This is a genomic window from Limnoraphis robusta BA-68 BA1 (assembly GCF_034932365.1).
GTDB lineage: Bacteria > Cyanobacteriota > Cyanobacteriia > Cyanobacteriales > Microcoleaceae > Capilliphycus > Capilliphycus robustus.
In genome coordinates this window covers 1-14,251 of sequence record NZ_JAYGHR010000111.1, presented here as the reverse complement: position 1 = coordinate 14,251, position 14,251 = coordinate 1, and the positions used below count along the sequence as shown (strand labels likewise).

Here is a 14,251-nt window from a genome sequence, read left to right as displayed (position 1 = left end):
CGCTATAGCGAGTACGGCTCGACTCGTAAGCCTGTGGAGGGTTAACCGCTCCCATGCCCCCTTTGAAGCAGGAAATAAACACACAAAGTATCTTCTTGTGACGCTTTGTACACGTTTTATGGAGCAGTAATGAACAAATTTATACGATTCGTACCGAAATCAAATTTTTGTAAAGAAAAATACTTTTTTCTCAACTTACCCGCCATAATAAACAGTAAGCCACCCTCAAGAGAAAATCGTTTCTGATCAGGATGGCTCGACGATAGCAAGTGTTTTGTTGTTTGACTTGTGAATTGCCCCCGAAGGAGAACGACGTCAGGGGAGCAAATCGTTTACTTAACTCTAACAGCCCAACTCTAAATATAACACATCGGTCAAGGGGTATTCTTGTTTGTAAGGTGTTTGTCGTTTCCCTTACTTTGTGGTACCGAGGAGACGTTAAATCGTCTATCAGAACAGCCCAAAAGTACCAACAGATCTGTTTTTGAAACTCCTTGTCCGAGGTTTTTTATTGGCTTTATTGACAACCTGATAAAATTTTGAATTCATCGAAAAGTGGGTGAGGAGCGCTACAACAAAATTTCGCGCGTTAAAATCAATCTTTTTTAGATTAAGATAATCAGCGAAGTTGAAAAGACCAACCGAACCTGTGAGTCCCAAACAACCCCAACCGACTGATCGCGATCCGAAAATTGTAGAACTCGAAACTCAGTTAGAACGAGCCTACAAAACCATTAAAAAACTCCGAAAACGAGTTGCTCAACTCGATAGCGAACAGCAACTCAAGTCATCATCTCCAGCCCGTCAAACTCGACAACCCTCCAAACCCTCCTCACCGAAGCGTTCTCGCTCTCGAACTCAACCTTCCGTGTCCCTGTTGGGTTCTATTTCTCTGCTTGCATTGATTTTAGGGGGATTTTGTGCGATCGCCAAATTTTTCTTTCCAGAATGGATTGAATTAACTTTTTTCCGTTCCACTCCCGTGATTTCTTCATCGATTTCTCAGACTAAAACTCAGAATATTTCCTCTGCCAAACTCACCCCAGAAAAACGCTTAAATTCTCAGCCCGTTTATAACGTTCAGACGGAACCATATCTCAATTATAGTTTAACACTTCAAGCGATTATTGATCAAGTCATTAATCAAGTTTCTCAACAAAAATTATCAACTTCTTCCCTCTCTATTCACTTAATTGATCTTCAAACTCAAACCTTCGCTGAATACCGCAGTCAAACCCCTCGATTTCCTGCTAGTATTACCAAACTGTTTTGGATGGTGGCTTTATTTGCTCAAGTAGAAGCCGGAATTCAACCGCCAGAAATCATTAATTATACATCTGAATGTCAAACCGATATTTGTAAATTAGTTCAAGACTCCGATAATGAAGCCGCTAGTCATATTCTGGACAAACTGACCCAGACTTCATCCCAACCTAATTCATCGGTTGAAAATTATGAAAACTGGCTCAAAAAACGACATTCTATTAATAACTTTTTTCAAAAATCTGGGTATAAAAATATTGATATCAGTCAAAAAAACTACCCGATTCCTGAACTCCAAATGGAAGAACCCCAAGCTTGGGAACTGAAAATGCGAGGAAATCCTAAAAACCCGATTAGAAATAAAATTACGGCTGAACAAGCGAGTCGATTAATGTATGAAATAGTCACAAAAAAAGCCGTTTCTTCTACAGCCAGTTCTCAAATGATGAACCTACTTGAACGAGATCTCGACCCAACGGTTTGGAAACGGGAAGAATCCAACCCCATTCAAGGCTTTCTCGGAGAATCTTTGGCGGGATTAGATATTCGCTTTTTTTCCAAAGTAGGTTGGACTTCTGAAACTCGTTTTGAGGTAGCTTTTATTCAGTCAAAATCCGGTCAAGTTGCTTATATTTTAACGGTCTTTGGAGACGGAACAGAATACGCCGAAAATTGGCAAATATTTCCCACTATTTCTCGCTTAGTTTATGATCAAATGAAGGCTTTAAATTCTCAATCTTAATTCTGTCTAATTAGAGCCTGCTGTAAAAGCTGGTCACTGTTCACTGTTCACTCTCTTACAAACTAAGTCTCGCCGGAAACCGCCGGGCCGCAAGGAACGCGCTGTTCACTGTTTAAACCCGCCCCTACAACACTGGTGAGGCGTAAAATCCCTATTGCTAAAACAGACTAAAATGATTATCATTTTAATTATCACCTCCATTTTGTAATGAATGGAGAACCCTTCGCCGATCAATTTTGGTGTATCTCACACTATGTCACCTTCACAGTTATTTCGGATATTGACTCACCCTAGCAGTTGGAAGCGTCGTCCTTTATTTGCGGTATTATTGATTTCAGCGATCGCTGTAAGCATCGGAAGTTTGACAACAGTCGCTCAAAACACCCGTTCAACTAAGGTTGTCGCTACCTTTTTACCAATGTACCTGTTTACCAAAGCCGTATCAGGTTCTAGTCGGGAAGTGGAAATTCTCGTTCCTCCCAACGTTACCGCTCACGAATATCAAGCCTCTCCCAGCGATGCGCGTAAACTCGCTCAAGCTCAAATTTTAGTCAAAAATGGTTTGGGAATGGAAACATTTCTCAGTGGGTTAGTGGCGAATGCGGGGAACCCTCAACTCAAACAAATTGATGCCAGTCAAGGAATTCAAGCACTCCAAGAAGATCACGATCATGATCACGGTCATTCTCACGCTGAAGGAAATCCCCATGTTTGGCTTGATCCGATTTTAGCACAGAAACAAGTGGCAAATATTCGGGAGGGTTTAATCGCCGCAGATGCAGGAAACGCTCAAACTTATCGAGCGAATGCTGATGCTTATATTAAACAATTACAACAACTTGATCAAGAATTTAAAAGTCGTTTAGGTTCGGTAAAAGGCTGCAAATTTATAGCATTTCACGATGCTTATCCTTATTTAGCGAGACGATATGGCATCCAACAAATGGCGGTGTTAGAACTTCCCGAAGATAGCATTTCTCCCCGAGATATCCAGCGTGTTATTGCAGCCGTTAAAGAATACGATGTGCAGGCTTTACTCAGTGAACCGGGAGTCAATGATAGCCGACTCCAACAAATTTCTAATGATGTTGGACTGCCTGTAAAAACGCTAGATCCGATTGAAACAGGCTCTTTAGATCCTCAATATTATTTTACCGCCATGCGGAAGAATTTAAAAACGCTAGAGGATATTTGTAAATGATCGCGTGCCAAGAATTCGGAAGTCAATCTGTGGTCAAGGTACAAAACTTGACGATTCGCCGAGGCAATTATCTAGCAGTTGACGGGGTTTCATTCCAACTATTTTCAGGAACTAATACTGCTTTAGTTGGGCCGAATGGAGCCGGAAAAACCACCTTGATTAGAGCAATTTTAGGATTAATTCCCTATGAGTCAGGTCAAGTCGAAATATTAGAAAAACCCTTAAATTTATTGGGAAAACGATGGGATAAAATTGGTTATATTCCGCAGAAGTTTTCTTTTGATCGCTATTTCCCCTTAACTGTAGAAGAATTAGTAGCCTTAGCCTTACCGAAATCGATGTTTTGGAAATCACGAGAAAAAAAGATTTCTGTACAAAGTGCTTTAGTTAAAGTTAATCTTGAAAATCAATATAAACAACGCATCGGAACGTTAAGCGGAGGTGAACTCAAACGGGTTTTACTGGCTTATTGTTTAGCCGTTCCTCGTCATTTAATAGTCTTAGATGAAGCCTTAGCCGAAGTGGATGCAACCGGAGAAATTGAATTTGCAGAATTATTGAATAAACTCCAGCGAGAACAAGGATTTGCGATTTTACAAATCTCTCACGATTTAGATTTAGTCAGTCGGTATTGCGATCGCGTTTTGTGTCTCAACCGAAAAATTCTCTGTCAAGGAAGTCCGCGAGAAACATTATCAACTGAGAATTTACAAGAGGTTTATGGTTCAACACAAATTCGTTATTTTCACTCTCATTAAAACATCTTATAATTCTTTGTTGTCTCGGATTTGAAGAAGGGCGGGTTTATTAATGTTGTTTCTGGGAAGCATAGATTTTGGCGGAGGCGCGCCCCTACATTTTTTGTTGTCTGTGAATTGAAGAAGGGCGGGTTTGTATAATGTTGTTTCTGGGAAGCATAGATTTTGGCGAACCCGCCCCTACATTTTTTGTTATCTGTGAATTGAAGAAGGGCGGGTTTATTAATGTTGTTTCTGGGAAGCATAGATTTTGCCCGAACCCGCCCCTACATTTTTTGTTGCCTTCTTAATACAATGATTAATTCAGACTGGATAGAACTTTTAAGCTTACCGTTTATGCAACGAGCGATTATCGGTGGGGTTCTACTGGGAACATTGGGGGGACTTTTAGGAAGTTTTGTAGTCCTCAGACAGCTTTCAATGTATGGTAATGCTTTAGGTCATGTAGCATTTTTAGCCGTCGTCATTGGGGCGTTTATTCCACTTCCCTCTAACCTATCCCTAACCGTGTTACTCGTATTTTTTGGCTTAGGAGTGATTTATTTAATAGACAAAACTAATCTAGGTAGTGATACGATTTTAGGGGTTATTGTTGCAGGTTCAGTGGCGCTAGGAACCATTGGATTTTCTTTTTTAGAAGGCTATCGACGTAATCTATTATCAGTTTTGTTTGGAGATATCCTCGCTATTAGTAATCTTGATATTCTTTTATTATTCTTACTGTTAGCCGTCACGATTTTCAGTTTTGTTGTTACATTACCCCAACAAATACTCCTGACATTTAGTCCAGATTTAGCTCAACTCAAGGGCATTCCCATACAACTTTATCGCTATAGTTTTATTGTCCTATTATCCCTAACTTTAGCGTTGTCTATTCGGGCTGTAGGGATTTTATTAGTCAATGCTTTTTTAGTGATTCCCGCCGCGACTGCGAGATTAGTTTGTCAGCAATTTATACCATTTTTAGGACTCGCTACGGCGATTGGGGCAGTGAGTGGTATTCTAGGAATGATGATTTCTGGAATTTGGGATTTACCTTCAGGGCCAAGTATTGTCCTGGTGCAGCTTGTAGTATTTTTAGTCGGAGTCGGATTGAGTCGGTCGAGTCATTAACCCCACCGACTAACGGTTTCACCCTGATTTTTCAATACTATTGTGATCTAAACTCGCACACCACTGTGAAGTGCCTATCACCAACGCTATTCGCTTATGGTGTAGGCTTCGGTGCTTCATCCGCCGTTGCCTTTTTATACGGATACAAATGGGTCTTACACAGCGTCCACAGGCAGACACCCGTCTGACCCAGGCTAAATTTTTCTACGCTTGGTTTTCGCGTTTTTGTGTTCTGTGCCAACAGGGTTATTTTATCACAATTCATCCCAACCCCAACGCGCTCGTTTTTGGAGTGGGACTCCGCCGCGATATTTAGTTAAAAGGCTTTTTGAGTCAATTTCTGCACACAAATCAACAACAGGTAGACACTTGCAAGATAACTAACTGCCGGAATCAAAACACGCAGCAAATCCGAGATCATTTTGACTGCACCTCCAAACAAGAAACAACTATGCTGATCCTAATCTTAATTATTTTTTAAGAATTGCCGTCATTAGTATAACCTAAGCCAGAGTACAAATCATCATTCTGTGGAGAAAAATTGAGAGATTCCCCATACAACCCCGACATCAGAAGCAACTATTTCCCAAAACGTTTAGATAAGACTTGACAAATTATGAAAAATGCGCTACCAATAGCCAAAGTATCGCGTCGCTCGGCCAAACTCAAACAGTAGGCTGGAAAAGATCGTTTATGAATTTAGACATAAACTCAAAATTAAGATAGTTTTGAAAGTAAGCCCTACTTCCGATAAAGCGATCGCATATTTTTGTGCTGTCCTCTATCCGGCTTACTTCCCGGATAATAAAAGACAGTTTGGCTTGCCGATCTGCTCCCTATATTCTCGAAACCCATACCTGTTCGCTGCTCATATCTCCGAAAAGACGCCATGGCAACCCTAGTGATCGTCGAATCTCCAACGAAAGCTCGCACCATCAGCAACTTCCTTCCCCGTGACTACCGTGTGGAAGCATCGATGGGTCATGTGCGTGACCTACCGCCCTCAGCAGAAGAAATTCCCGAAGAGTACAAGGGAGAGAAGTGGGCGCAGCTTGGCGTAAATGTCGAAGCCGACTTCGAGCCAATTTACGTCGTCCCCAAAGATAAGAAAAAAGTCGTCAAAGAACTCAAAGACGCCCTCAAAGCTGCCGATGAACTGGTTCTAGCGACAGACGAAGACCGCGAAGGCGAAAGTATTAGCTGGCATTTGCTGCAACTCCTCAAACCCAAGATCCCGACAAAACGAATGGTCTTCCACGAAATCACCCAAGAAGCCATTCAAAAAGCCCTCAACAACTGTCGGGATGTCGATGAACAACTGGTTCACGCCCAAGAAACCCGACGCATTTTAGATCGCCTCTACGGTTATACCCTCTCACCCCTACTCTGGAAAAAAATCGCCCGAGGCTTATCCGCCGGACGAGTGCAGTCTGTGGCTGTACGCTTACTCGTTAGCCGAGAACGAGAACGTCGGGCTTTCCGTCAAGGGGACTATTGGGACTTAAAAGCCTTACTTGAAAAGGATAAAACCAGCTTTGATGCCAAATTGATCACAGTAGGCGGCGTGAAAGTAGCAACCGGAAGCGACTTCGACGAAAGCACAGGTAAAATCGCCCAAGGTCGTAACGTCGTTCTGCTCGATGAAGCTCAGACGATGGCCTTAAAAGAGCGACTTACGGATAAACCCTGGACAGTCAGCAATATCGAAGAACGTCCTGTTACCCGCAAACCCGCCCCCCCGTTTACAACTTCCACCCTCCAACAAGAAGCCAACCGCAAATTGCGACTGAGTGCGCGTCAGACGATGCAAGTGGCTCAAGGGTTGTACGAACGGGGCTTTATCACCTATATGCGAACTGACTCCGTTCACCTATCTGAACAGGCGATAGAAGCGGCTCGGGCCTGCGTTGAGGAGAAATACGGCAAAAACTACCTCAGTCCCAAACCCCGCCAATATACGACCAAAACAAAAGGCGCTCAAGAAGCCCACGAAGCCATCCGTCCGGCGGGAAGTCGTTTCCGCACGCCCCAAGAAACCTCTCTCGGCGGAAATGACCTGAAACTCTATGATTTGATTTGGAAGCGAACCGTCGCTTGTCAGATGGCCGACTCCCAACAAACCAACATTTCTGTTGAGTTGCAAGTCGAAAATGCGGGTTTTCGTTCTAGTGGAAAACGCATTGATTTTCCCGGCTTCTTACGGGCCTATGTCGAAGGTTCTGATGATCCCGAAGCAGCCTTAGAAAACCAAGAAGTATTACTTCCGCCTCTGAAAGTGGGCGATCATCCCAAATGTCAGGAACTCGAAGCCATTAGCCACGAAACCCAGCCCCCCGCTCGGTTTACAGAAGCGTCTCTGGTGAAAACCCTCGAAAGTGAAGGCGTTGGCCGACCCAGTACCTACGCCAGTGTCATTGGCACCATTATTGATCGCGGCTATGCTCAGTTAAAAGGAAATGCCCTCATCCCGACGTTTACGGCGTTTGCGGTGACGAATTTACTGGAAAAACATTTCCCCGACTTGGTAGATATTGGGTTCACCGCCCGCATGGAAAATACCCTCGATGATATTGCGGAGGGAGAGGCGAGTTGGCTTCCCTATTTGCAGAAGTTTTATTCGGGAGATCAGGGGTTAGAAACGCAAGTTCGGGAACAGGAAAGTCAAATTGATGCCAAAGTTGCTCGGACTATCGAACTCGAAAAACTGGGGGGTGAAACCGATGGTATTCTCTATCGGGTTTGTATTGGCAAGTTTGGGCCGTATATTGAGGCGGAAAATGGCTCAGAAATCGTTACGGCTTCTATTCCGCAAGACTTAACCCCGGCGGATCTGACGCCTGAGTTGGTGCAAGAACTGCTTCAGCAAAAAACCGAAGGCCCTGAAAAGTTAGGGCTGCATCCCGAAACGGGAGAAGGGATTTTTATGTTGATTGGCCCCTATGGCCCCTATGTACAGTTGGGTGAGGAGTCTGAGGAGAATAAAAAACCCAAGCGGGTGTCTTTACCCAAGGGCGTTGAAAAGGATAGCGTGAGTTTTGACATGGCGGTGGGTTTACTGTCATTACCGCGACTGTTGGGGGTTCATCCTGAAACGGGGGCGAAAGTCAAAGCGGCAATTGGACGGTTTGGCCCCTATGTTGTCCATGATCAGGGTAAAGAGGGGAAAGACTATCGTTCGATCAAGGCGCCGGATGATGTGTTGAGTATTACCTTAGATCGGGCCTTGGAAATGTTGGCTCAACCGAAAGCTAGTCGAGGTACTCGGCGCACGGCGACCCCCTTACGAGAGTTAGGCGCTCATCCTGAAGATAACGAACCTGTGAACGTTTATGATGGCCGTTATGGTCCTTACGTTAAACATGGGAAAACCAATGCTTCTGTTCCAAAAGAAGTAACCGTTGAGGATGTAACCTTAGAGCAGGCGTTGGAATGGTTGGCGGCGAAAGCAAGTTCCGGTTCAAAGTCGAAAACAAAGTCGAAAACAACAGGAACTACGACTAAAACAACAGGAACGACTAAGCGTTCAAGCACTCGTAAGAAAACCACCAAATAAGCCCCCAAAATTCATCCCTAAATATTCTAGAGGCGTTCTTCTTGAACGTCTTTAGTTATCGCAGTGAGCGCTTGTATAAAATTCTTGAATTTCAATCACTTTATAAGTATCACTCCATAGAATATCAGGCGGGTATAGCAGTACCAAATTATGTATGAAGGAAGATTTTTCAAGAAGCAAAATCTGAAAGCCTTAAGCTTTTTTTCTGGATGTATGGGCTTAGATTTAGGACTGGAAGAGGAAGGAATTAAGGTGCTTCTCGCCTGCGAGATCGATGCCGCAGCCCGAAAAACAATAGAAGCAAATCGACCAGATGTGGCACTCATCGGAGATATTAGAGACTACTCAGCCACAGCAATTAAGGAAAAAGCAGGTTTGAGTCCTGACGAAGAAATCGATCTAATCGTTGGTGGGCCTCCTTGTCAAGCTTTCAGTAGTGCGGGTAAACGACAAGGGTTCAATGATGAACGAGGAAATGTCTGTTTAACGTTTATCGATTTAATAATTGAACTACAACCCAAGTTCGCAGTAATTGAAAATGTTCGAGGGTTATTATCAGCAACATTAAAGCATAGACCTCATAATATGAGAGGTAAAAACTATCCACCTTTATCACCCGATGAACAACGGGGAAGCGCACTACTTTTTATCACTCAGAAATTGAAAGAAGCTGGGTATAGTATTTCTTTCAACTTATATAATACTGCCAATTTTGGAACTCCACAACAACGAGAAAGAATTATTATTGCTTGTAGCCGGGATGGAAAAAAACTTCCCTACCTAACACCGACTCACTCAGAGAAAGGTTTATATGATCTTCCGCGATGGCGAACATTGAGAGAGGCGCTAGAAGGACTTCCTCAGAATGAACATCATTTTGTCAAGTTCCCAGAAAAACGACTTAAATATTATCGACTGTTAAAAGCTGGACAACATTGGCGAGATTTGCCAGTAGAATTACACCAAGAAGCTTTAGGAGGTTCTTATCATGCAGGCGGTGGAAAAACAGGCTTTTATCGAAGGTTAGCGTGGGATAAGCCTTCTCCTACATTGTTGACACATCCGGCTATGCCTGCAACTGATTTGGCACATCCAGAAGAAGATAGACCCCTCAGTATTGAAGAGTACAAGCGAATACAAGAGTTTCCAGATGATTGGATAATTTTAGGAAGTTTACTGGATCAATATCGACAAGTTGGAAATGCAGTCCCCTGTTCTTTGGGAAGAGCGATCGCTAGAATGTTATTGATTCATCTCCAAGGAGAAACACCTATTATTTACCCAGACTTTCCCTATTCCCGTTATCACAATACTGATGATATGAGTTGGATGATTGAAACATTAAGTGAGCTTGAAAAAACAAGGGAAGAACAGCTTTCTTTCCTTATTATGCAATAAAGAAATTAATTGGAAATATTGAAGTAGGAAGATTATACTTTGATTAACTCACTATTAGAGCTTTAATTTTTTGAGTTTACAAAATTATTTCCCCAACACCTTAACCACTCCAATTCCTCCAAAATATAGCATCACAACCGATCCGCCTAATAAACTTTGAGTCAAAGGATCAGTAGAAGGCGTTAAAATCGCCCCGATAACAAAAGCACCTAACACCACATATTTCCAACCAGAAAACATCTTTTCAGATGAAACAATTCCCAGTAGCCCTAACAAAATCTGAATGACCGGAACTTGGAAAGATAACGCCGTGACAAACAATAATTTTAACACAAAAGAAAAATACTTTTCAATCGACCAGAACTGTTCAACCACATCGCCGCCATAACCAATAAAAAACTTCAGTGCAGCCGGAACAATCGCCACATAAGCAAACACCAAACCTACACCAAACAGAATCGTTGAACCAAAGAATATCGGCCCTAAAAATCGACGTTCTTGAACACTAATTCCGGGTAAAACAAACCTGACAACTTGATAGAGAATAAACGGACTCGCCAACACTAACCCACTGTAACCCGCCACTTGTATTGAAACGAAGAAATATTCTCCGGGTGCCAGTTGCAGAAACTTCACCCCTTGGGCGGGTTTTTGTAAAACTTCAACAATAGAATTGGCAAAAATAAAACAACCCACCGCCGAAATAACGACTGCAATTAACGAATAAAAAATCCGTTGTCGTAACTCTTCTAAATGATCAAATAACGACATTTCCACTTCATCGGGAAATTCATCACCTGAATTCATTTTCTCTTCTTCAGGATTCATCAAGACTTCGGAAGGCAAACTGTCTTCAGTAACAGCAACACCGTTCTTATTTGAACCAGATTCAGGAGTTTCTAGAGGTGTCATATCGAGTTAATAATTTCAATAATCAAGATTTCAGCAGATGATTAACTATTGTATCGTCTCTCGTGCAGAAACTCGATAATAGCTAGGGTAATCCAATCCCAGACCTCTTTCCTCAGCGATCACCAAAGCAACAGTTTGATGTACCTCAGATCTTGCATCAGGGTGACAAACCCGGTTTATTGCAGATGTTTAAACCTCAAAACCCAGAATTTTCGTCCAGAAACCGGGTTTCTGCAACAGTTTGATGCACTCAACTTTCTCATAGATTACCGTTCGGCAATCTTTTGGACGAATTAGTTATCATCAATTGACACTCCCACGTCGTAAACGACGGGGATTCTTCATTCTACGACTCGACTTGCTGAGACAGAATTTCTCCTATCACAGTAGAGGTAAAATCTCCTGAAGCGTGAGGATCTAAGATCCAAGTTCCGCTATGCCCTAGCGTACTCAAAGCTGAATTCAGAATATTAATTGCGGCATTATGATCCCTGTCTAACTCGCACCCACACTGACAAATATGAGTTCTAGTTGATAGAGATTTTTTAACAATCGCACCACAATTAGAGCAGGTTTGGGAGGTATAAGCCGGGTTAACAGCAACCGTTACCCGACCGAACTTGCTTCCAAAATACTCTAACCATTTTCTGAATTGATACCAACCCGCATCATTAATTGACTTGGCTAGACAATGATTCTTTACTAAGTTCTTAATCCTCAAGTCTTCGTAGGCGACCAAATCGTTTGATTGGATTACGCAACGCGCCAGTCTTTTGGCGTGTTCTACACGTTGTCTACTTATTTTGAGGTGTGCTTTGCCCAGTCGTTTAATGGCTTTTAATCGGTTGGCACTGCCAATATTTTTTCGAGAAACGCGCCTTTGATAAAGCTTTAATCGCTTTTCGTTTTTTCTGTAGAAACGAGGGTTGGGTTCAGTGTTGCCATTACTATCGGTGTAGAACTCTTTTAATCCTACATCTAACCCAATTGTTTTCCCTGTCGGTTGTGTTTTTACCTTCACATCGACTTGGATGCAAAATTGAACGTAATACCCATCTGCCCTTCTAACCAACCTCACTCGTTTAATTTGTTCGACTGGATAAAATGCCAGATCCCAAGTTCCGACAAGCTTGAGTTTTCCAATCCCCTTTTTGTCGATAAATTCGATATGTTTGGGGTCTAAAAGTTTCCATCCGCTCTGTTTGTATTCAACCGAGCGAGAATTATTCTTGAATCTTGGATAACCTGCTTGGTTCGCATAATCTCGCTGTACAACGGCGAGTTGCGAATCCGCTTTTTTGCCGGGTATTTTCTCTCTTGGTGCGCGTTTCTTGCAGTTATCAAAGAACCTAGCAATAGCTGACCAACACCGTTCTACAGATGCCTGACAAGCGTGTGAATTCAAGTCTCTGACAAAAGGGTACATAGCTCGGAGTTCAGTGTTATATCGATACAACTCCTTTCTTCCGAGTCCACGATTATCCATCCAATACCGCAAGCAAGAATTCCGAACAAACTGAGATGTTTGGATGGCTTCATCGATTGCTTTATATTGATACGCTTTTCCTTTTGCTTTAAATTCGTAGACGATCATTGACACTGGCTTGCTTGGCGTATAATATTATCATACCACATAGATGCTATATGCAGAAAGTAAGTTAACCCTCGTAAACGACGGGGCTTGCATCCCGATTTTTTTCGGTCAACCCTTTCTCATCTGAGTGCAATGATCAAACTCATAAGACACCAGATACAGGTGTTTCTAGCATTAACCCTAAGCGTAATTCGTATCCGGCTGTTTCGGTACAACAGTCGGTTAGTCGTTTTGTCTTTGATGATTTCAGGTGTGTTGTTAGCCGTTCTTTCTCAAGCTACATTTTCTCAAGAAAATCCTCAAAATGTCAATTGGTCAGAGCAAGTAACAAGCCTGGAGGAAACTTGGGAGAAACAATACGAAGATTATTTTAACCGCAATTTGGCAGAAGTAACGCTCAAAGCCGATGATATTGCCAAAATTCTTTCTCGTATCGCTAGTCAAACGGGAAGCAAACCTGCTATTTTATGGGTTGCCCCTCAAGCAGATTATCTGAAATTAATTTTATTGACTCCCGATGGTGAAGCAACAGGTGATTTGATTTCAGAAGCAGATCACATAACTCTCATAAAACAAGTTCAGCGACTCTATCTAGAGGTGACGAACCCGAGGAGAATCGGAACCACTTCCTATCTTAAACCCGCTCAACAATTGTATCAATGGATTGTTAAACCGTTTGAGGCGACGTTGGCGGAAAAAGGCATTGATATCTTGCTTTTCTGTACAGGGCCAGGTTTACGAACCTTACCCCTGGGCGTTTTGCATGACGGAAAACAGTTTTTAGTTGAAAAATACAGTCCGACTCGTATTCCGGCATTTAATCTATTAATTGACACCAATTATGGTAATATAAAAGCCGCCCAGGTGTTGGCGATGGGAGTATCTGAATTTGCCGATCAAAACCCGCTTCCGGCGGTACCTGTAGAATTATCAACGATTATTAAACCCGGTGCGGGGGAGCGATCGCCACTTTCAAATCTATTGGGACAATGGCCGGGAAAATCTTTTCTCAACCAAGTGTCCACCTTGCAAAATTTAGAAACTCAACTGGCTTCTAATTCCTTTGGAATTATTCATCTAGCGACTCATGCCCAGTTTAAATCAGGAGAACCGCAAAATTCCTATATTCAATTGTGGGATACTCAACTGCGGTTAAATCAAATGCAGGAAATGCGCTGGAATAAGCCGCCTGCGGAGTTGTTGGTGTTGAGTGCTTGTCAAACTGCGGTTGGAGATCAAGATGTAGAATTGGGGTTTGCGGGGTTAGCCATTCAGTCGGGAGTGAAGTCGGCTTTAGCGAGTTTGTGGTATATTAGCGATCGCGGTACCCTAGCTTTGATGAGTGAATTTTATCAACAGTTGAAAACAGCTTCAACGAAAGCAGAAGCCCTTCAAAAAGCACAAGTTGCCATGATTCAGGGTAAAGTCCGTTTACAACAAGGTGAATTATTGATTTCTCGAGGCGAGGTTGCTTTACCTCCGAGTTTAGTTTCTAATACAGAAGAAGAACTCTCTCATCCTTACTATTGGTCTGGGTTTACTCTGATTGGAAATCCTTGGTAGGACAGACTCGCTTAGAAACCCGGTTTCTCATCTGAATTTGGCGTGGAGACCCTCGCTTTTAGCGACGGGAGGAAACGCCTCTTCGATAGCGGTTCTCACAAGCTATATGCTAAGATGTGACACATGACAGAAAAAGCCTACCGCTACCGTTTTT

At 42.7% G+C, this 14,251-nt stretch carries 9 protein-coding genes; 7 read left to right on the top strand and 2 right to left on the bottom strand.

Features of this window, described 5'->3' with window-relative positions; all coding sequences use genetic code 11:
- The first annotated feature begins 649 nt into the window (after nucleotides 1-649).
- The 6 genes from VB836_RS29785 (at nucleotide 650) to VB836_RS29760 (ending at nucleotide 10,028) form a co-directional block, all read left to right on the top strand.
- Nucleotides 650-2,005, top strand: coding sequence for a serine hydrolase (locus VB836_RS29785; protein WP_323225119.1), 1,356 nt, complete (start codon nucleotides 650-652; stop codon nucleotides 2,003-2,005).
- 253 nt (nucleotides 2,006-2,258) lie between these two features.
- Complete coding sequence (locus VB836_RS29780) at nucleotides 2,259-3,206, top strand: metal ABC transporter solute-binding protein, Zn/Mn family (RefSeq protein ID WP_323225116.1); 948 nt, start codon at nucleotides 2,259-2,261, stop codon at nucleotides 3,204-3,206.
- Nucleotides 3,203-3,964, top strand: coding sequence for a metal ABC transporter ATP-binding protein (locus VB836_RS29775; RefSeq protein WP_323225115.1), 762 nt, complete (start codon nucleotides 3,203-3,205; stop codon nucleotides 3,962-3,964). The genes VB836_RS29780 and VB836_RS29775 overlap by 4 nt, the downstream gene beginning before the upstream one ends.
- 294 nt (nucleotides 3,965-4,258) lie before the next feature.
- Nucleotides 4,259-5,077: a metal ABC transporter permease gene (locus VB836_RS29770; protein WP_323225113.1), complete on the top strand. Its 819-nt coding sequence runs from the start codon at nucleotides 4,259-4,261 to the stop codon at nucleotides 5,075-5,077.
- Nucleotides 5,078-5,966: 889 nt separating this feature from the next.
- The gene (topA, locus tag VB836_RS29765) at nucleotides 5,967-8,630 is read left to right on the top strand and encodes a type I DNA topoisomerase (protein WP_323225110.1); all 2,664 of its coding nucleotides are present in this window, start codon (nucleotides 5,967-5,969) and stop codon (nucleotides 8,628-8,630) included.
- A gap of 150 nt (nucleotides 8,631-8,780) precedes the next feature.
- Nucleotides 8,781-10,028, top strand: a complete 1,248-nt coding sequence (locus VB836_RS29760) for a DNA cytosine methyltransferase (RefSeq protein WP_323225109.1) — start codon at nucleotides 8,781-8,783, stop codon at nucleotides 10,026-10,028.
- 84 nt (nucleotides 10,029-10,112) lie between these two features.
- On the opposite strand, the gene tatC is transcribed toward VB836_RS29760, so the two are convergent.
- Nucleotides 10,113-10,940 carry a twin-arginine translocase subunit TatC gene (gene tatC, locus VB836_RS29755; RefSeq protein WP_323225106.1) on the bottom strand — a complete coding sequence of 276 codons (828 nt, stop codon included), beginning with the start codon at nucleotides 10,938-10,940 and terminating at the stop codon, nucleotides 10,113-10,115.
- A 346-nt stretch (nucleotides 10,941-11,286) separates the two neighbouring features.
- A complete protein-coding gene (locus tag VB836_RS29750; RefSeq protein WP_323225104.1) occupies nucleotides 11,287-12,534 on the bottom strand; it encodes an RNA-guided endonuclease InsQ/TnpB family protein in 1,248 nt (415 codons plus the stop codon).
- 162 nt (nucleotides 12,535-12,696) lie between these two features.
- On the opposite strand from VB836_RS29750, the gene VB836_RS29745 reads away from it, so the two are divergent.
- Complete coding sequence (locus VB836_RS29745; RefSeq protein ID WP_323225102.1) at nucleotides 12,697-14,097, top strand: CHAT domain-containing protein; 1,401 nt, start codon at nucleotides 12,697-12,699, stop codon at nucleotides 14,095-14,097.
- Nucleotides 14,098-14,251 lie beyond the last annotated feature (154 nt).

What these genes read in the sequence shown, in the direction of transcription:
- VB836_RS29780 (WP_323225116.1), top strand. Translation starts at nt 2,259, where the DNA reads ATGTCACCTTCACAGTTATTTCGGATATTGACTCACCCTAGCAGTTGG.
- VB836_RS29760 (WP_323225109.1), top strand. Translation starts at nt 8,781, where the DNA reads ATGTATGAAGGAAGATTTTTCAAGAAGCAAAATCTGAAAGCCTTAAGC.
- topA (WP_323225110.1), top strand. Translation starts at nt 5,967, where the DNA reads ATGGCAACCCTAGTGATCGTCGAATCTCCAACGAAAGCTCGCACCATC.
- tatC (WP_323225106.1), bottom strand. Translation starts at nt 10,940, where the DNA reads ATGACACCTCTAGAAACTCCTGAATCTGGTTCAAATAAGAACGGTGTT.
- VB836_RS29750 (WP_323225104.1), bottom strand. Translation starts at nt 12,534, where the DNA reads ATGATCGTCTACGAATTTAAAGCAAAAGGAAAAGCGTATCAATATAAA.
- VB836_RS29775 (WP_323225115.1), top strand. Translation starts at nt 3,203, where the DNA reads ATGATCGCGTGCCAAGAATTCGGAAGTCAATCTGTGGTCAAGGTACAA.
- VB836_RS29770 (WP_323225113.1), top strand. Translation starts at nt 4,259, where the DNA reads ATGATTAATTCAGACTGGATAGAACTTTTAAGCTTACCGTTTATGCAA.